The organism is Bradyrhizobium sp. CCGB20 (assembly GCF_024199855.1).
In the GTDB taxonomy this organism is placed as follows: domain Bacteria; phylum Pseudomonadota; class Alphaproteobacteria; order Rhizobiales; family Xanthobacteraceae; genus Bradyrhizobium.
The window spans coordinates 759680-776152 of the sequence record NZ_JANADN010000001.1; the positions used below are offsets into that span (position 1 = coordinate 759680).

The window sequence follows — 16473 nt, forward strand, 5'->3', positions numbered from 1 at the left end:
GGTCGCGGCAATTATTGTGTTTTCAGGCTGCGCCGGTAACGCTACCAAGGCGGCCGGAAGCGCATCTGTCGGGATGTCTGATTTTGGCAACCAAAACCCAAGAGCTCAAGCTCGACATCGAGAACATCGGCACGGTCTCGGCGATCCTGACCCAGCCCGACCATGCGCGCGCCTGCTACGTGCTGGCGCATGGCGCCGGCGCCGATATGCGGCATTCCTTCATGGGAAAGGTCGCCGAGGCCCTTGCGGACCGCGGCATCGCGACGTTCCGCTTCAATTTCCCTTACATGGAAAAGAAACAGGGGCGTCCCGACCAGCCGGCCGTCGCGCATGCCGCCATCCGTGCGGCGGTTGCGGAAGCGGCGCAGCTGTGCCCCGGTGTGACGCTCGTCGCGGGCGGAAAATCCTTCGGGGGGCGCATGACGTCGCAGGCGCAATCCAAGGCCCCGTTGCCTGATGTCAAAGGGCTCGCTTTCCTCGGCTTTCCCCTGCATGCCGACAAGAAGCCGTCGTCCGAGCGTGCCGAGCACCTCGCCGGTATCGCAATCCCCATGCTGTTCCTGCAGGGAACGCGCGACGGACTTGCCGATCTCGACCATCTCAAGCCCGTTATCGCGGGGCTCGGCGCGAAGGCGACGCTGCATCAGGTCGAAGGCGGCGATCACTCCTTCGCGGTGCTGAAGAAGTCGGGCCGAACCAACGACGAGGCGCTGACCGAGGTGCTCGACGCGCTCGCGGCCTGGATCGACCAACTCGCCTAAGGCTCAGGCCGCGTAGAGCCCCTTGTCGCGGGCCTTCTGGATCGCGAGCGCGGCAATCAGGTCGAGCGTCGGCGTCGACAGGCCGGCGGTGCGCGCGAAGGCGGCGGGCGCCTTCACCAGCACGTCGATCTCCATCGCGCGGCCGAGCTCGTAATCCTGCAGCAGTGACGGCTTGTGGTTGGGCGCGGGGCCGCTGCGCGTGACGCGCTTGACCTCGGGAATGAAGTGCTGCGCGATGTCGTTGGCCTCGTTCAGCATGCGCGGAATGACCTCGGCGAAGGCGGGGTCGTCGCGCACGCCGCGCGCGGTCTGGCCGGTGAGCAGGCACAGCACCGACAGGGACATGTTGGTCAGCAGCTTTGACCAGATTGCCTCGCGGATCTCCGCCACCGGCGGCGATTCCAGTCGCGCATCGTTGAGGACGCCGCGAAGCCTGGTGATGCGCTCGCAATTGCGGTCGTCGCATTCGCCGATCAAGAGGCGGTTGCGGTCCGGCGTCAGGTTCTGCACCACGCCGGGCGCGATCACCTCGTTGGAGGAGAAGACGACGCCGCCGACGATCCGCTCCTTCGGGATGCAGGCGCGCAAGCGCCCGCCCGGGTCGAGGAAGGAAATGTCCGGCGGCGTCGGATGCCGCGGTGGCAGGCCGATCCCGTACCACCAGGGGATACCGTTCTGCGCGAACACAATCGCGGTGTCGTCTTGCAACAGCGGCTTGATGCTGGAAACAAGTCCCGTCAGTGCGGTCGCCTTGAGGGTGGAGATCACCACATCCTGCGGACCAAGCTGGGCCGGATCGCCCGAGGCGGCGACCTTGGCGGTGACCTCGGAATCGCCGACGCGCAGCTTCAGGCCATTGGCGCGGACCGCCTCCAGATGCGCGCCGCGCATCACGCAACTGACCTCGTGGCCGGCGCGCGCCAGCCGTACCGCTAGATGGCTGCCGACGGCGCCCGCGCCGAAAATGCAGATGCGCATGTGTGTCCCGTCCCTGGTCCCTGATGCCGCCCGATGGCAGCATGACACAAGCCGCCATGCGATGGGCGCGACCGCCCCACGCTGGAAAGATATGGATCGGGGCGCGTTGCCTCGGCCATAGTGCGCGGCAAACAATGACCGGAGGATCGCCGATGACTGACAGCCCCGTCCTGTGGACCCTGGATGCGCATGGGGTTGCGACCGTCACGTTGAACCGGCCGGAGATGAACAATGCCTATGACGGCGCGCTGATCGCAGGCGTGCTCGCGGCCATGGACGATCTGGCCAGGAAGCCGGCCTTGCGCGTCGTCGTGCTCAAGGGCAATGGCGAGCACTTTCAGGCCGGCGCCGACCTCAAATGGATCAACGGCGTGCGGCCGCAATCGGCCGAGGCGAACGAGGCGGCGTCGCGGGCGACGTTCGAAGCCGTGCAGCGGCTCAACACGCTGCCGATCCCGACCGTCGCGCTGGTGCAGGGCGGCTGTTTTGGCGGCGGCACCGGCGTGATTGCGGCTTGCGACGTCGTGATCGCGGCGGACAACGCCCTGTTCTCGATCACCGAAGTGCGCTGGGGCCTGACCGCAGCGATCATCATCCCGCAACTGTGCGACGCCATTAGTGTACGGCAAGTCCGCCGCTACGCGCTGACGGGTGAACGCTTCGGCGCCGAGGACGCCCGCCGCATCGGCCTCGTCCACGAGGTCGTGCCGCTCGCCGATCTCGAAGCGGCCGGTGCCAAGGTGGTCGAGCAGTTGCTTGCCAACGGGCCGGAGGCGATGGCCGAGACCAAGCGCCTCGCGCTGGAGAGCTCGTTCGGCGGCATGGCCGTGGACGATGCCGCCTACAAGCGGCTCGTGCAGCTGCATTCGCTCAAGCGTCAGAGCGCGGAGGCGGCGGAGGGGTTGGCCTCGTTCGCCGAGAAGCGCGCGGCGAATTGGGGCGGCGTGAAGAGCTGAGCGCTTCCCCCTCAGCAACCGCGGCAGATGTTGTTGATGCTGCGGTAGACGGCGTCGTCGTCCTGCCGCATCTGGTGCAGCGATTCGAGCGTCTTGCTCTCGCTCGTTGCCGGTACCGGCTTGCGCTTCGTCGCGAGTTCTTCTTCCTGCCGCTTGTAGCAGGCCTCGCGATCGGGCTTGGCCTGGATGAAACGGCAGTTTTGCTCCAGGGCTGCAGCGGGAGTGGCGAAGATCGCGAGAGCAATCAGGGCGGGCAGGGCGTATTTCAAAAGCGTCGAATCCATGGCGGCTCTTCTCTCAGGTCCGCCCTACGAGCGCAATCATGATGTTGTGACAGGCGCGCGACGGCGCGTAGCCCGGATGAGCGAAGCGACATCCGGGAAATGCCGCGACAGGTCCCGCATGTCGCTTCGCTCATGCGGGCTACGGCACATTTTGATGCGGCCTATAGCGACGGCGCCAGTGACGTTTTCAGCAGCGTCAGCAGCGCCTGCACCGCGGCCGCGTTGCGGCGCCGCTCGGGGATCGCGGCTTTCACCCACAATTCCGGAATCGGAAAGTCGCGCAGCACGGGCTTGAGCGTGCCGTCGCGCAGGGCATCCGCGACGAGATAATGCGACATCAGCGCGATGCCGTTGCCGGCGATCGCGCTGCGGGCCAGCACATGGCCCTCGTTGGAGGAGAGCAGCGGACTGACCTGGATGCTGATGCGGCCGCGTGGCCCGTCAAAAATCCATTCGGGACCGGTCGGCAGAAAGCTGAGGCAGCGGTGCTCGACGAGGTCGCGCGGATGTTTTGGCGTGCCGTGCTTCTTCAAATAGGCCGGCGAGGCGCAGAGCAATCGCTTCAGCTGGCACAGCGGCTCGTCGACCACGCCGCCGAAGGAATGCGGGAAGGCGCCGATGGCGATGTCGAACCCTTCCGCGACGGGGTCGACGGGACGATCGATCAACACGATCTCGAGCTTGAGCCTCGGGTTCTGGGTCTGGAACGCGCTGAAGGCATCGGCGAGCCGTGCGACGGTCAGCGAGGTCGGCGCCTTGATGCGCAAGTGATCGACCAGATCATGGCCCTTTTCCCCCATGCGCGAGAGCAGGTCGGTGGCATCGCTCACGACGCCGCGCGCGCGATGGACGTAGCGCTGGCCGGCTTCGGTCAGCCGCAATTGCCGGGTCGAGCGGTGAAACAGCGGCGTGCCGATCCGCGCCTCCAGTTGCGTGACGCGTTTTGCGACGACCGAGGTCGAGACGCTGAGCTTTCGCGCGGCGGCGGAGAAACCGGCGGCATCAGCGGTGGCGAGGAAAGCCTGGAGGTTCACGAGGATGTCCATGTCGACCTTTCTCGATTCGCGAAAGCTGATCGCGTATCTTGGTGGATTGTAGCTCGCCGCGCGTTAATTCATAGTCGCCCTCAAGCAAAGGATTTTGGGAGCGGACGCGCCATGCGGGCCACAACGATCGAAGAACCGGCACGCCGGGTGCCGCTCTATGGCGAATATGAAGTCGTCGTGCTCGGCGGTGGGCCGGCCGGTATCGTTGCGGCGGCGTCCGCGGCGCGCGCGGGACGGCGAACGCTGCTGATCGAGCGCTACGGCTTCCTTGGCGGCATGGGCACGGCCGCCGGCGTCACCAACTTTTGCGGGCTGCATGGCAATGTCTATGGCGAGGCGCACCGCCTGGTGCAGGGCATGGCGTCCGAGCTGCTGGCGCGGATCGATCGTCTGAACGGCCTCAACGCGCCGCATCTGATCCTCGGCAAGGTTTTTGCGCAGGCCTACGACACCGCGGCCTACAAGATCGCGGCTGACGAGCTGCTCGCAAGCCACAAGGTGCACATCCTCTTCCATGCGCTCGGCGCCGGCGTCGTGATGGGCGATAACAGCCGCATCGACGCGCTGATGGTGGAAACCAAGGCCGGCCGGCAGGCGGTGCGCTCCGAGATCTTCATCGATTGTTCCGGCGACGGCGATCTCGCCGTGTGGGCGGGGGCTCCGTTCGACATCGGCGACGAGCACGGCCATCCGATGTACCCGTCGATGATGCTCCGCCTCAATGGTATCGATCCGGAGAAGGCGGGCGATGCCTGGCGGACCATCCCGCAATTGATGGAAAAGGCCACCTCCGCCGGCTCCCACACATTCCCGCGCAAGAGCGCGATCGTGCGGCCGCAAAAGTCCGGTATCGAATGGCGGGTGAACTTTACGCAGGTGGCGCGCGAGGATGGCCATGCCATCAACGGCGTCGAGCCCGACGATCTCACCCGCGGCGAGATCGAGGGCCGCAAGCAGGCGCTCGCCGCGTACGAGTTCCTGCGCAGCAGCGTGCCGGGCTTCGAAAAGTCCTACATCGTCGACCTGCCGCCGCAGCTCGGCATCCGCGAGACCCGCCGCATCAGGGGCGGCTATCAGCTCAGCGGCGAGGACGTGCTCGGCTGCGCTTCGTTCGAGGACTCGATCGGCGTCAATGGCTGGCCGATCGAGGCCCATGTTCCCGGCGATGTCGTGTTCACCTTCCCGCCGATCCCGGAATCGCGCGGCTATAACGAGCTGCCCTACCGGATGCTGGTGCCCGAAGGCGTCGACAATCTGCTGGTCGCCGGCCGCTGCGCCTCGATGACCCATGAGGGCCAGTCGGCAGCGCGGGTGTCCGGTGCCTGTTTCGTGATGGGCGAGGCGGCCGGTTCCGCGGCCGCGCTGGCGCTGTCGGGTAACCGGATTCCACGCGAAATCCCGGTTGAAAAATTGCAGGAAACGTTGAAACAACAGGGCGCCTTCATCGGGCGGGACCAGGTGGTGCCCGAAGGCCTGTAACGGACTGCACGAACGGCCAAGAGAAATACGGCGGAGGAAATGGGATGATCGGAATTGCGCGGCTCGCGCTTGCGGGCCTTCTGGCGATCATGGCGACGGGTACGGTTCAGGCCGAAGACGCGCTGAAGGCCAGGATCGGCGTGCTTCGCCTGTCGTCCTCCGCACCGGTCTTCATCGCGCAGGACAAGGGCTATTTCCGCGACGCGGGCCTCGACGTCGAGCTGAAATTCTTCGATGCGGCGCAGCCGATCGCGGTCGCGACGACCTCAGGCGACGTCGATTTCGGCGTCACCGCCTTCACCGCCGGTCTCTATAATCTTGCGGGCAAGGGCACGCTGAAAGTGATCGGCGGCATGAGCCGCGAGAAGGCGGGCTATCCCCTGATCGGCTATTTCGCCAGCAACAACGCCTATGCCGCCGGCCTGAAGACGCCAAAGGACCTCGCGGGCAAGCGCGTGGCGATGACGCAGGTCGGATCGAGCTTTCACTATTCGCTCGGCCTGCTCGCCGACAAATACGGCTTCAAGCTCGCGGACGTGAAGATCGTGCCGCTGCAATCGCTGTCGAATGCGGCCGCCGCGCTCAAGGGCGAGACCGTCGATGCGGCGCTGCTGCCGATCTCGACCGCGCGAAAGCTGATGGACGAGGGCGGCGCAAAGTTTCTCGGCTGGGTCGGCGACGAGACGCCCTGGCAGCTGGGTGCGGTGTTCGCCTCGCCGAAGACGCTGACCAACAAGGTCCTGGTGACCAAGCTGCTCGGCGCATTGGCAAAGGCCGATCGCGAATATCACGACGTCATCCTCGCCGCGATGAAGGACGGTGTCGCGCCGATCAACGACAAGACGAAGCCGCTGCTGGAGATCATCGCAAAATACACCAATTTGCCGGTCGAGCAGGTGGTCGGCAACTGCGCCTATATCGATCCCGACGGCAAGCTCGACGTGAAGAACGTCGACAACCAGATCAAATGGCTCCAGGAGCAGGGATTCGCGGACAAGGGTTTTGACGTGAACACGATCATCGCCAAGGACTATGTGAAGGCGGATTGATGCTGACGGTGCAGACTCTCGCGATGGGCGATCTGCCACCCTCCCCTGGAGGGGGAGGGTCGATCGCACCGGCGATGCGCAGCATCGTCCGGAGCGAGCGGGGTGGGGTGAGCCACGGCGGCGGTCTCTCTGTCGCTCGCGTTAATCGCCGCGGGGAATTTTATCTGCAATCGATGTCAGTGCCGTCGCGGATGGACCGTCACCCCACCCCGGTTCGCATTTCGCTGCGCTCAATACGAACCGACCCTCCCCCTCCAGGGGAGGGTGAAGAAAGCGGGGGTGCCGCATGGACCTGATCGCCAACCACATCAGCCATCGCTTCGGCGATCTCGCGGTGCTCGACGACGTCTCCTTCACGGTCGGTGCCGGCGAGGTGGTGGCGATCGTCGGTCCCTCCGGCTGCGGCAAGAGCACGCTGCTGTCGATCCTCGGCGGGCTGTTGCAGCCGACTTCGGGTGCGCCCGAGCTGCGCGGGGCGCCGCCGGCGGACAGCCTCAATCCGCTGACCTTCGTGTTCCAGGATTTCGCGCTGCTGCCCTGGGCGACGGTCGAGGAGAACGTCGAATTCCCGCTGCTGCACACACAACTCTCCGCGACCCAGCGCCGCGCACTGGTGGACGATGCCCTGCGCCGCACCGGCCTGACCGATTTCCGCGCGACCTATCCAAAGCAGCTGTCCGGCGGCATGCGCCAGCGCGTCGGCATTTCGCGCGCGCTCGCGGTCAAGCCCGCCATTCTCCTGATGGACGAGCCGCTATCGGCGCTGGATTCGCAGACGCGCGAGCTCTTGATGGAGGATTTCGTCCGCCTGCTCGCCGATGGCGGCATGGGCGCGGTCTATGTCACCCATAATCTCGAGGAAGCAGCACGGCTCGCCGACCGCATCGTGGTGCTGTCGCGGCGGCCGGGCCGCATCCGCGAGGTGGTCACCGTGCCGATGACGCGGGCGGCGCGTGGCGAAGCTTCGGCGCGCGAAAAGCTGCTCGCGCTCCAGAACCAGATCTGGTCGCTGATCCGCAACGAGGCGATCGATGCCGAGCGCGAGGTCCAGCATGCTTGATCGCGCGGCGACTGAAGGGACCTCAAAGGACCAGGCGACGCGGCGGGTCCGCTTTCGCGGCGCCGGCTTCGTGCCCGCCTCCAGCCGCTTCGGCGGCTGGATCGCGCTCGCGCTCGTCATCGCGATCTGGCAGGCCGCGGGCAGCATCGGCCTCGTCAATCCGCTGTTCCTGCCGGCGCCCTCGGCGATCGCGCGCGCGATCTACCAGCTCGCGATCTCGGGCGCATTGTGGCAGCATCTGTCGGCGTCGCTGCTGCGCATCGGCGTCGGCTGGCTGCTGGGGACCGCGGCCGGCGTTGTCGTCGGCTTTGCCATCGGCCTGTCGCGGCTTGCGCGCAGCGTCGGCATCACCTTCATCTCGGCGCTGTTCCCGATCCCGAAGATCGCACTGCTGCCGTTGCTCATTCTGTGGCTCGGCATCGGCGAAGAGCCGAAGATCGCGACCATCGCGCTCGGCGTGTTCTTCTCGACCGCGATCTCCGTCTACAGCGGCGTCGATGCGGTGCCGCGCAACCTCATCCGCATGGCGCAAAGCTTCAACGTTCCGTTCGCGACCATCGTGCGCAAGGTGATCTGGCCCGGCGCGCTGCCCGCAATCCTCGCCGGCTTCCGCATCACGGCGTCCGTCGCGCTGCTGCTCGTCGTCAGCGCCGAGATGATCGGCGCCCAGTACGGCATCGGCGCCTTCGTGCTGCAAGCGGGCAATCTGATGCAGACGGATCAGCTGCTCGCCGGCGTGGTGATCCTGTCGGTGTTCGGACTGGCCGTGGGGAAGGTGATCGGCTGGCTGGAGACGCGGCTGTTGCACTGGCGGTAGTGACGTCCACCGCTGTCGTAGGGTGGGTTAGCCGAAGGCGTAACCCACCATGCTTCCGCGTGCGCGTGACGAAGTTGGTGGGTTACGCTTCGCTAACCCACCCTACGAGAGCGTCATGCGTTCCCGCGATCCTCGCGGAACAGATCCAGCTTCTGCTGCACCGGGCGATCCGAGAAGCTGAACAGCACGGCGTCGTCGTCAGCCTCGTGCGTGACCCACTGCCAGCTCGGCACCACGAACAGATCGCGCGGTCCCCATTCGAAAACCGCATCGCCAATGCGGCTGCGGCCCTTGCCCTCGATTGGGCAAAACACCGTCGCATCGGTCGCGCGATAGCGCGCGGTCTTGAACCCCTTCGGCAGCAGCTGGATGAAGGTGCCGATGGTCGGCATCGCGAAATCGCCGGTCTCGGGGTTGCTGAATTTCAGTTTCAAGCCGTGACAGGCGTCCCACTCCTGGCTCGCGCGAGCTTTCTCTAGCGCCTCGCGCGTATGGGCATAGGGATAGCTGAAGATCGGCGAGGTCTTCGAGCTTCGCTTGACGTCGACCGGCAGCAGGTTGTGGCCGTAGCGCGCAAAGCTGTCGCCGGCGGGCTTCGTGATCGTCTGCTGGTCTTCCTTCGAGCCTTCCGCGAAGGAGCAGTCGAAGAACTGCACCAGCGGAATGTCGAGGCCGTCGAGCCAGAACATCGGCTCATCGGTCTCGTTGGAATGATCATGCCAGGTCATCGACGGCGTGATGATGAAGTCCCCTCGCTCCATCGTGGTGCGCTCGCCGTCGACCGCGGTGTGGGCGCCCCTGCCTTCGAGCACGAAGCGCAGCGCCGACTGGCTGTGCCGGTGCGCGGGCGCGACGTCGCCGGGCACCACCATCTGCACGCCGGCATAGAGCGAGGTCGTGATTTTCGACTGGCCGCGCAGGCCCGGATTTTCCAGCACCAGCACCCGCCGTTCGGCTTCCTTGGCGGTGATCAGCTTGCCGGCCTCGGTCATGTAGTCGCGGATGACGTCGAACTTCCACAGATGCGGGCGGCAGGCGCTCTTCGGCTCCGGCGTGATCAGGTCGCTCATCACCGTCCACAGCGCGGTGAGGTTCTCGCCGTCGATCTTCCGGTAGAACGCCTCGCGCTCCGGCGTCTTGGTCACGGCTTCCATGGTTGCTGCTCCCGTCGTTTTGTTGATTGACAGTATACTGACGATCTAGGTAGCGTCAACGTGACGATGATTGCCAAGGCTGTCGTTCCGGGGCACGCGACGCGTGAACCCGGAACCTCGAGATTCCGGGTTCGATGCTGACGCATCGCCCCGGAATGACGGGGAAAATTCAAAGGGAGGTCTCAATGAAGCTGCACGGCTATTTCCGTTCCAGCGCCGCCTATCGCGTGCGGATCGCGCTGAACCTCAAGGGCCTCGGCGCCGAGCACCTGCCGCATCATCTTCGCAAGGGCGAGCAATGCGCCCCCAGCTATCTCGCCATCAACCCGCAAGGGCTGGTGCCGGCGCTGGAGAACGATTCGGGTGCGGTGCTGACCCAATCGGTCGCGATCATCGAATGGCTCGACGAGACGCATCCCAACCCGCCGCTGCTGCCGAAGGACGCATTGCAGCGCGCCAAGGTGAGGGCGTTCGCGCTGGCGATCGCCTGCGATACCCATCCGGTGCAGAATTTGAAGGTGCTGGCGCGGCTGCGTGAGCTGGGCCTTGCTGAGGAGAAAGTCCAGGACTGGGCGGCGTGGGTCAACCGTGAGGGGCTGTCGGCCTGCGAGACCCTTATCAGAAATGAACCCGGGCCATTTTGTTTCGGCGCTGTGCCGACGCTCGCCGATCTCTGCCTCGTGCCGCAGCTCGCCAATGCGCGTCGTTTCGGCGTCGATGTCTCGGCCTATCCGCGCCTGCTGGCGGCGGAAGCCGCCGCCAAGGCGCTGCCCGCCTTCGCCGATGCCGCGCCGGAGAAGCAGGCCGATGCCGAGTAAGTCCGCTCCTCCGATCACGATCGACGCGGTCTATGCCGCGCCGGGCTATCTGTTCCGGCGCATGCAGCAGATCGCGGTCTCGATCTTCATGGAGGAGTGCAGGGCGTTCGATCTCACGCCGGTGCAGTACGCGGCGCTGATTGCGATCCATACCCATCCCGGCATCGACGCGACGCGGCTGTCGGCGGTGATCGCCTTCGACCGCTCCACGCTCGGCAGCGTGATCGAGCGGCTGCAGGCCAAGGATTTCGTCGAGCGCAAGCCGGCCCCCGAAGACAAGCGCATCAAGCTGCTCTACCTGACGAAATCAGGCGCCGCGATCCTGCGCGAGATCATCCCCGCCGTCGAGCGCGCCCAGGCGCGGATGCTGGAGCCGCTCAAGCCCGCCGATCGCAAGGCACTGATGGGGCTGTTGGTGCAGCTCGTCGATCTCAACAACGAGGCGTCACGTGTGCCGCTGCGCGCGGAGGACGCGCTGGAGCATCTGGGGAAGGGGTGAGGGCTGCATCACGCTGTTCGCGAGGCTAGCGAGATCTCGTAGGGTGGGCAAAGGCGCCCTTGCGCCGTGCCCACCACCTTTCCTCCAGCGGATCAGAAGTGGTGGGCACGCTTCGCTTTGCCCACCCTACGATTGCCGAGAACGTGGCGGCGCCGTTGGTCACATCCGCAACAACGCCTGCCGGTCGATCTTCCCCGTGCCCGTCTTCGGCAACTCGTCGATGAAGATCACCTCGCGCGGATATTTGTAAGGAAGCAACTTGCCCTTGACGTAATCCTGCAGCTTGCGCGTCGCTTCGCTCTGGTCGACGGCACGGTGATTCATCACCACCACCGCCTTGAGCGTCATGCGCCGGTCCGGCAGCTCGGCGGCGAACACGGCGCATTCGCGGATGTCGGGGTGGTCGGCGAGGCACAGCTCGACCTCGAGCGGATAGACCCATTGGCCTGATATCTTGATGAGGTCGTCGGCACGGCCGCGGAAGAAGTGGAAGCCATCGGCATCGCGCACGAAACGGTCGCCGGTGTAGATCCAGCCGCCCTCGCGGATGGTCTCCGCGGATTTGTCGGGCCGGTTCCAGTACAGCGGCGTGTTGGAATCGCCGCGCACCCACAGGATGCCTTCCTCGTTGTCGCCGACCTCGCTTCCGTCCTTGTCGCGCAGCGCGACCTCGTAGCCGGGGACGCGCAGGCCGGCGGCACCGAGCTTCTTCCGCTCGGGGCGGTTGGAGAGATAGATGTGCAGCACCTCGGTCGAGCCGAGGCCTTCGACGATCTCCAGGCCCGTGAGCGTCTTCCAGCCGTTGAAGACTTCGGCCGAGAGCACCTCGGCCGCCGAGAGCGACATCCGCAACGACGAGAAATCCGCCTTGTCGGCGCCTTCGGCCTTGGTCAGCGAGGTATAAAGCGTCGGCAGGCCGAAGAAGACCGTCGGCTTGTATTGTCCGATCGCGGCGAAGATCGCCGCGGGCCTGGGCTGTCCCGGCAGCAGCAGCGTCGCGGCACCCGCGGAGAACGGGAAGGTGACGGAGTTGCCGAACCCGTAGGCGAAGAAGATTTTCGGCACCGAGAAGCAGATGTCGCCGGGCGTCAGCTTCAACACGTTCTGCGCAAAGGCGGCATCGCTGTAGGCCATGTCGTGCTGGAGATGCACGATGCCCTTGGGCCGCCCGGTCGAGCCGGAGGAGTACATCCAGAACGCCATCTCGTCGCGATGCGTGCCTGCCTCCGCCAGCTCAGCCGGGAACTGCGCGAGCCAGCCTGGCGCCGCGAAAGCCGCGGGCGCGGCGTGGTCGCGCGCTTCGCCGTTGACGACGATCAGCGTGCGCAGGCAGGTCGCCGCGCAGGCCTCCGCATTGAAGCGGGGCGCGAATTCGGCATCCGCCACCGCAACGGCCGCGCCGGAATCGGCGAGATAGAATTGCAGCAGGTCCGGCGGCGTCAGCGTGTTGATCAGGAGCGGCGCGAAGCCGGCGCGGACCGCGCCGAAGAATGCGGCCGGATAGGCCGGCGTGTCGTCGAGGAACAGCAGCACGCGGTCGCCGCGCTTCAGGCCGAGCGATGCGAAACCGTTGCCCCAGCGGCAAGCTTCCGCGCAAAGCTCGGCATAGGTCCGCGTGCCCGCCGGTCCGATCAGCGCGAGCTTGTCGCCAAGGCCCTTGGCGAGATTGTCGAACAGAATGCGACTGGCATTGTAATTTTCCGGAACGGCAAAGCCGATCTCGTGGGCGCCCGGGCTGTCGGCGGGCACCTGATCGCGGATCTCGCTGCTCATGCGGCATCTCCGCCGTTCTTCTCGGCCTCATAGCGCGTCATGAAGGCGGGCGACATCGCGCGCAGTCGGGAATCGTCGATGCGGCCGGAGCGGGTGATGTAGCTGTAGGCGAAGTCCATCAGGCCGAGCTGCATGTGCTGGGCAAAGTGCTCGTACCAGAAGGCCGAGGTGCGCGCGGCATTGACGAGCTTCTGCACCACCGGCTTGCGTGCGGCCTGGTAGCGGTGCAGCGCGGTCGAAAGATGCGCGTCCGATTCCAGCGCCTTGACCAGCGCAATGGCGTCCTCGATCGCGAGCCGCGTTCCCGAGCCGATGGAGAAATGCGCCGAGTGCAGGGCGTCGCCGACCAGCACCATGTTCTTGAACGACCAGTGCTCGTTCCAGACCCAGGGAAAATTGCGCCAGACCGACTTGTTGGAGACCAGGCAGTGGCCGCCCAGCGTGTCGGCAAAGACCTCCTCGCAGACGCCCTTGGACTGCTCGGCATCCTTGTAGGCGAAGCCATAGGCCTGCCATGTCGCGAGGTCGCATTCGACCAGGAAGGTGCTCATGGTCGGCGAGTAGCGGTAGTGATGGGCGTTGAAGGCGCCGCGGTCGGTCTTCACGAAAGTCTGCGACAGGGTATCAAAGCGCTTCGAGGTGCCGTACCAGACGAACTTGTTGGCGGAATAGGACAGCGAGGTGCCAAAATCGCCTTCGAAGGCGCGCCGCACCAGCGAATTCAGCCCGTCGGCGGCGACGATCAGATCGTGGCCGTTGAGCTGGTCGATGGCGTGGATCTGCGTATCGAAGCGCGGCGTGACGCCGGCATCCAGCGCGCGCCGCTGGAGGAACTGCAAGAGCTCCAGCCTGCCGATCGAGGAGAAGCCGACCCCGTCGATGGCGACGCTGTCGCCGTGAATGTTGAGCGTGATGTTCTCCCAGCTCTCCATATGCGGCGCGATCGCATCGACCGTTTCGGGGTCGTCGGCGCGCAGGAATTCCAGGGCCTGATCGGAGAACACGACGCCAAAGCCCCAGGTCGCGTCGGCCGGGTTCTGTTCGAACAGGTCGACTTGATCCTCGGGGTGACGCTTCTTCCAGAGATAGGCGAAGTACAGGCCACCGGGCCCCCCGCCAATCACGGCGATCCGCAACGTCTGCCTCCCTAATTGACAGTATACTTACTATCTAGGGCTAGACTAATGTGCTCCGGCCTTCCACGCCAGCGGAATTATCGAAGGCGAGGCGCATCGAAGATTGGGCCCGGACACGCGTCTGGCGCATGTCCGAGCAGTGACGCTGCCAAGAATAACCAAACCGCGCCGGCTTGGCCATCCGCACCGTCAGACGCAGCGCTTCACGTAGACCCCGTTCACCAGCACCCTGGTACAGCGAACCGCGGGAACCGGCTTGCGGACCACGACGGCCGCATTCGGTCCGGCGCAACCGGCACGATAGACGCCGCGAGCACACACCACTGCATTGGCGTCGGTCGCTTCAAACGTCATGGTTGCGGCGAAGGCGAAGAGAGCAGAAGCGACGAGCAGCAATGAACGCATGTCTTCCTCCCGGCTTGTCGTGATTGAAATCGGATGTTCGCAAAAGATACGTCGCGGCAGGCGCGCGAAAATTCATTCGCGTGCGCTGCCAGATGTTGATGCGCGCTCCGGCGCGTAGCTTGCGCTGCCTTATCGCGCAGCGAACGGTGCCAGCACGTCCTTGCACGCGGGCGACAGCGAGGCGGCATTGCTGGCGACGCATTGCACGATGCGGCCGCCGCCGGGCGCGACGCCGGCGCAGAGCGTGCGGATGTCGGCGCCGCAGGCGGACCGGACGATGAACAGCTCTTCGCGCGGCCGCAGCGGGCGCAGCACGATGACGGCCGGCGCGGTCGCCGGTGCTGCCGCCGCAGGGGCCGCCCCCGCGGGCGCACCTGTCGCTGCCGCGCTGCCACCGCCGGCCGCGGCGGTCACGGCCTTCTCGCAGGCCGGCGAAACTTTGGCCTTGTTCTTCTCCAGGCATTCGAGGGCGGGGGCGCCGCCCGGCGGTACGCTGGCGCACACCTTGGGATAATCGGCGCGGCACGCGCTCTTGACCGCGGCGATCTGCGCGCTGCTCGGCTGCTTGGCGGCAGCGGCCTTCGGAGCGGCAGCAGCCGGCTTCGGCTGCGCGGCCGGCGCAGCTTCCGTCTTGGCCGGTTCAGATTTGGCGGGCGCAGCTTCAGTCTTCGGCGCCGCAGCAGGCTCGACCGCGCGAACCGCGGTCTGGCATCCCGAGGACAGGCTGGACATGTTCTTCTGGAGACATTGATACGCTTCCACGCCGCCGGGCGTGACGCTCGAGCAGTGCGCCATGAAGTCCGAGCGGCATGCGGAGCGGATGGCGCTCTTCTGGGCCTCGGTCGGGGATTGCGCGGATGCGCCTGTTGCAGTTGCGAACAGCGCCGCTGCCAACAACGCGCCACGTGTCGATGCATGTTTCAAAATGTTGAGCATTTGGGTTGAATTCCTGCCCTGTCGGTAACGCCGACGATTTTTCAAATGTGATGCAAGCAATCGTCGCGGGTGATGCCGCGTGCAGCATCATTGGCCGCTTCGACCTCTACCGCAAGTAGATAATACCGTGCCAATTGCGACGTAACTAGAGCATCATCCGGAAAATTGCGCAGCGGTTTTCCCTCGCGACAAACGCGGAACGCGTTTGCGCGAAGATCATGCTCAAACGCTACGTCGTCAGAGCTTCACCATGCGCTTGCCGCGGTTCTCTCCCGCCAGCAATCCGATCAGCGCCTTCGGCGTGTTCTGCAATCCGTCGATGATGTCTTCCTGCACCTTCAGCTTGCCGGATTTCAACCAGCCTTGCAGCTCGGCGAGCGCGCGCTGGCTCTCCTTCATGTAGTCCATCACGATGAAGCCCTGCATGACGAGCCGCTTCACCACGATCAGGCCGGGCACGCCGCGCGGGCCGTGCGCGGAGGGCGCACCGTCATATTGCGAGATCGCACCGCAGCAGGCGATGCGGCCGTAATTGTTCATCTGCGGCAGGCAGGCTTCGAGAATGTCGCCGCCGACATTGTCGAAATAGACGTCGATGCCCTTGGGCGCCGCGGCGCGCAGCGCCTTGAACACGGCTCCGTCCTTGTAGTCGACGGCCGCATCGAAGCCGAGCTCGGAGGTCAGCCAGTTGCACTTGTCGGCGCCACCGGCGATGCCGACCACGCGACATCCCTTGATCTTGGCGATCTGCCCGACGATCGAGCCGACCGAGCCCGCGGCCGCGGAGACCACGACCGTCTCGCCCTCCTTCGGCTTGCCGACCTCGAGCAGGCCGAAATAGGCGGTGAGGCCGGCGATGCCGAACACGCTGAGCAGATGCGTCATCGGTTCGAGCTTCGGCATTTTGGTCAAATGCTTTGCGGGCACCGCGGCATATTCCTGCCAGCCGGTGTCGCCGAACACGATGTCGCCGGCAGCTAACCCCGGCGCCTTCGAGCTGACGACCTCGGCGATGGCGCCGCCGGCCATCACGCTGTTGGCTTCGACCGCGGAACGATAGGTCGCGCCGTGCATCCAGGCACGATTGGCGGCGTCCAGCGAGATGTAACGCACATGCAGCAACGCCTCGCCGTCCTTCGGCTCCGGCATCGTGCCCTCCACCATCTTGAAGTGCTCGGGACCGAGTTTGCCGCTGGGCTTTTCCACCAGAAGAATCTGACGATTGATGCTGCCGCTCATGGTGTTTCCTCCTCGCTTGTTTGACGATTATTGATGCAGATGCCGCAAACAAAACGTGCAAGCCGCATTCGTTGTGCGCTGCA

Annotated in this window: 17 protein-coding genes; 8 read left to right on the top strand and 9 right to left on the bottom strand. The window is 65.4% G+C overall.

All coding sequences use genetic code 11. The features are described from left to right. The first annotated feature begins 83 nt into the window (after positions 1-83). Positions 84-761 carry an alpha/beta family hydrolase gene (locus NLM15_RS03545; protein WP_254115301.1) on the top strand — a complete coding sequence of 226 codons (678 nt, stop codon included), beginning with the start codon at positions 84-86 and terminating at the stop codon, positions 759-761. Between the two features lie 3 nt (positions 762-764). Here the strand turns inward: NLM15_RS03545 and NLM15_RS03550 are convergent, their stop codons facing one another. Beyond that, the gene (locus NLM15_RS03550; protein ID WP_254115302.1) at positions 765-1739 is read right to left on the bottom strand and encodes a ketopantoate reductase family protein; all 975 of its coding nucleotides are present in this window, start codon (positions 1737-1739) and stop codon (positions 765-767) included. Positions 1740-1891: 152 nt separating this feature from the next. On the opposite strand from NLM15_RS03550, the gene NLM15_RS03555 reads away from it, so the two are divergent. Then, on the top strand, positions 1892-2695 hold the full coding sequence (locus NLM15_RS03555) for an enoyl-CoA hydratase-related protein (RefSeq protein WP_254115303.1): 804 nt from the start codon (positions 1892-1894) through the stop codon (positions 2693-2695). 11 nt (positions 2696-2706) lie between these two features. Here the strand turns inward: NLM15_RS03555 and NLM15_RS03560 are convergent, their stop codons facing one another. Further along, positions 2707-2979, bottom strand: coding sequence for a hypothetical protein (locus tag NLM15_RS03560; protein ID WP_254115304.1), 273 nt, complete (start codon positions 2977-2979; stop codon positions 2707-2709). 161 nt (positions 2980-3140) lie between these two features. Continuing rightward, a complete protein-coding gene (locus NLM15_RS03565) occupies positions 3141-4025 on the bottom strand; it encodes a LysR family transcriptional regulator (protein ID WP_254115305.1) in 885 nt (294 codons plus the stop codon). A 111-nt stretch (positions 4026-4136) separates the two neighbouring features. On the opposite strand from NLM15_RS03565, the gene NLM15_RS03570 reads away from it, so the two are divergent. From NLM15_RS03570 to NLM15_RS03585, 4 genes are all read left to right on the top strand, one after another. Then, the gene (locus tag NLM15_RS03570; RefSeq protein ID WP_254115306.1) at positions 4137-5504 is read left to right on the top strand and encodes an FAD-dependent oxidoreductase; all 1368 of its coding nucleotides are present in this window, start codon (positions 4137-4139) and stop codon (positions 5502-5504) included. Positions 5505-5548: 44 nt separating this feature from the next. After that, positions 5549-6553: an ABC transporter substrate-binding protein gene (locus NLM15_RS03575; RefSeq protein WP_254115307.1), complete on the top strand. Its 1005-nt coding sequence runs from the start codon at positions 5549-5551 to the stop codon at positions 6551-6553. Between the two features lie 286 nt (positions 6554-6839). Beyond that, complete coding sequence (locus NLM15_RS03580) at positions 6840-7613, top strand: ABC transporter ATP-binding protein (protein ID WP_254115308.1); 774 nt, start codon at positions 6840-6842, stop codon at positions 7611-7613. Beyond that, entirely contained in the window at positions 7606-8430 is an 825-nt protein-coding gene (locus tag NLM15_RS03585; protein WP_254115309.1) for an ABC transporter permease, read from the top strand. Before NLM15_RS03580 ends, NLM15_RS03585 begins: the two co-directional genes overlap by 8 nt. Before the next feature lie 113 nt (positions 8431-8543). Here the strand turns inward: NLM15_RS03585 and gtdA are convergent, their stop codons facing one another. Beyond that, a complete protein-coding gene (gtdA, locus tag NLM15_RS03590) occupies positions 8544-9584 on the bottom strand; it encodes a gentisate 1,2-dioxygenase (protein ID WP_254115310.1) in 1041 nt (346 codons plus the stop codon). Positions 9585-9769: 185 nt separating this feature from the next. On the opposite strand from gtdA, the gene maiA reads away from it, so the two are divergent. Both maiA and NLM15_RS03600 read left to right on the top strand, forming a co-directional pair. Next, a complete protein-coding gene (gene maiA / locus NLM15_RS03595) occupies positions 9770-10402 on the top strand; it encodes a maleylacetoacetate isomerase (RefSeq protein WP_254115311.1) in 633 nt (210 codons plus the stop codon). Next, on the top strand, positions 10392-10901 hold the full coding sequence (locus NLM15_RS03600) for a MarR family winged helix-turn-helix transcriptional regulator (RefSeq protein WP_254115312.1): 510 nt from the start codon (positions 10392-10394) through the stop codon (positions 10899-10901). The genes maiA and NLM15_RS03600 overlap by 11 nt, the downstream gene beginning before the upstream one ends. A 159-nt stretch (positions 10902-11060) precedes the next feature. On the opposite strand, the gene NLM15_RS03605 is transcribed toward NLM15_RS03600, so the two are convergent. From NLM15_RS03605 to NLM15_RS03625, 5 genes are all read right to left on the bottom strand, one after another. Then, positions 11061-12674 carry a benzoate-CoA ligase family protein gene (locus NLM15_RS03605; RefSeq protein ID WP_254115313.1) on the bottom strand — a complete coding sequence of 538 codons (1614 nt, stop codon included), beginning with the start codon at positions 12672-12674 and terminating at the stop codon, positions 11061-11063. Continuing rightward, positions 12671-13810: an FAD-dependent monooxygenase gene (locus NLM15_RS03610; protein ID WP_254115314.1), complete on the bottom strand. Its 1140-nt coding sequence runs from the start codon at positions 13808-13810 to the stop codon at positions 12671-12673. Before NLM15_RS03610 ends, NLM15_RS03605 begins: the two co-directional genes overlap by 4 nt. 189 nt (positions 13811-13999) lie before the next feature. Then, positions 14000-14215 (bottom strand): hypothetical protein, encoded by a 216-nt coding sequence (locus NLM15_RS03615; RefSeq protein ID WP_254115315.1) that lies wholly within the window; start codon positions 14213-14215, stop codon positions 14000-14002. A gap of 129 nt (positions 14216-14344) precedes the next feature. Beyond that, positions 14345-15151 (bottom strand): cysteine rich repeat-containing protein, encoded by an 807-nt coding sequence (locus NLM15_RS03620; RefSeq protein ID WP_254115316.1) that lies wholly within the window; start codon positions 15149-15151, stop codon positions 14345-14347. A 237-nt stretch (positions 15152-15388) separates the two neighbouring features. Continuing rightward, complete coding sequence (locus NLM15_RS03625; protein WP_254115317.1) at positions 15389-16390, bottom strand: NADP-dependent oxidoreductase; 1002 nt, start codon at positions 16388-16390, stop codon at positions 15389-15391. Positions 16391-16473: the final 83 nt, after the last annotated feature.

Excerpts from the sequence above, each read along its gene's own strand:
- NLM15_RS03550 (WP_254115302.1), bottom strand. The coding sequence starts at position 1,739 with ATGCGCATCTGCATTTTCGGCGCGGGCGCCGTCGGCAGCCATCTAGCG.
- NLM15_RS03555 (WP_254115303.1), top strand. The coding sequence starts at position 1,892 with ATGACTGACAGCCCCGTCCTGTGGACCCTGGATGCGCATGGGGTTGCG.
- NLM15_RS03560 (WP_254115304.1), bottom strand. The coding sequence starts at position 2,979 with ATGGATTCGACGCTTTTGAAATACGCCCTGCCCGCCCTGATTGCTCTC.
- NLM15_RS03565 (WP_254115305.1), bottom strand. The coding sequence starts at position 4,025 with ATGGACATCCTCGTGAACCTCCAGGCTTTCCTCGCCACCGCTGATGCC.
- NLM15_RS03570 (WP_254115306.1), top strand. The coding sequence starts at position 4,137 with ATGCGGGCCACAACGATCGAAGAACCGGCACGCCGGGTGCCGCTCTAT.
- NLM15_RS03575 (WP_254115307.1), top strand. The coding sequence starts at position 5,549 with ATGATCGGAATTGCGCGGCTCGCGCTTGCGGGCCTTCTGGCGATCATG.
- NLM15_RS03580 (WP_254115308.1), top strand. The coding sequence starts at position 6,840 with ATGGACCTGATCGCCAACCACATCAGCCATCGCTTCGGCGATCTCGCG.
- NLM15_RS03585 (WP_254115309.1), top strand. The coding sequence starts at position 7,606 with ATGCTTGATCGCGCGGCGACTGAAGGGACCTCAAAGGACCAGGCGACG.
- gtdA (WP_254115310.1), bottom strand. The coding sequence starts at position 9,584 with ATGGAAGCCGTGACCAAGACGCCGGAGCGCGAGGCGTTCTACCGGAAG.
- maiA (WP_254115311.1), top strand. The coding sequence starts at position 9,770 with ATGAAGCTGCACGGCTATTTCCGTTCCAGCGCCGCCTATCGCGTGCGG.
- NLM15_RS03600 (WP_254115312.1), top strand. The coding sequence starts at position 10,392 with ATGCCGAGTAAGTCCGCTCCTCCGATCACGATCGACGCGGTCTATGCC.
- NLM15_RS03605 (WP_254115313.1), bottom strand. The coding sequence starts at position 12,674 with ATGAGCAGCGAGATCCGCGATCAGGTGCCCGCCGACAGCCCGGGCGCC.
- NLM15_RS03615 (WP_254115315.1), bottom strand. The coding sequence starts at position 14,215 with ATGCGTTCATTGCTGCTCGTCGCTTCTGCTCTCTTCGCCTTCGCCGCA.
- NLM15_RS03620 (WP_254115316.1), bottom strand. The coding sequence starts at position 15,151 with ATGCTCAACATTTTGAAACATGCATCGACACGTGGCGCGTTGTTGGCA.
- NLM15_RS03625 (WP_254115317.1), bottom strand. The coding sequence starts at position 16,390 with ATGAGCGGCAGCATCAATCGTCAGATTCTTCTGGTGGAAAAGCCCAGC.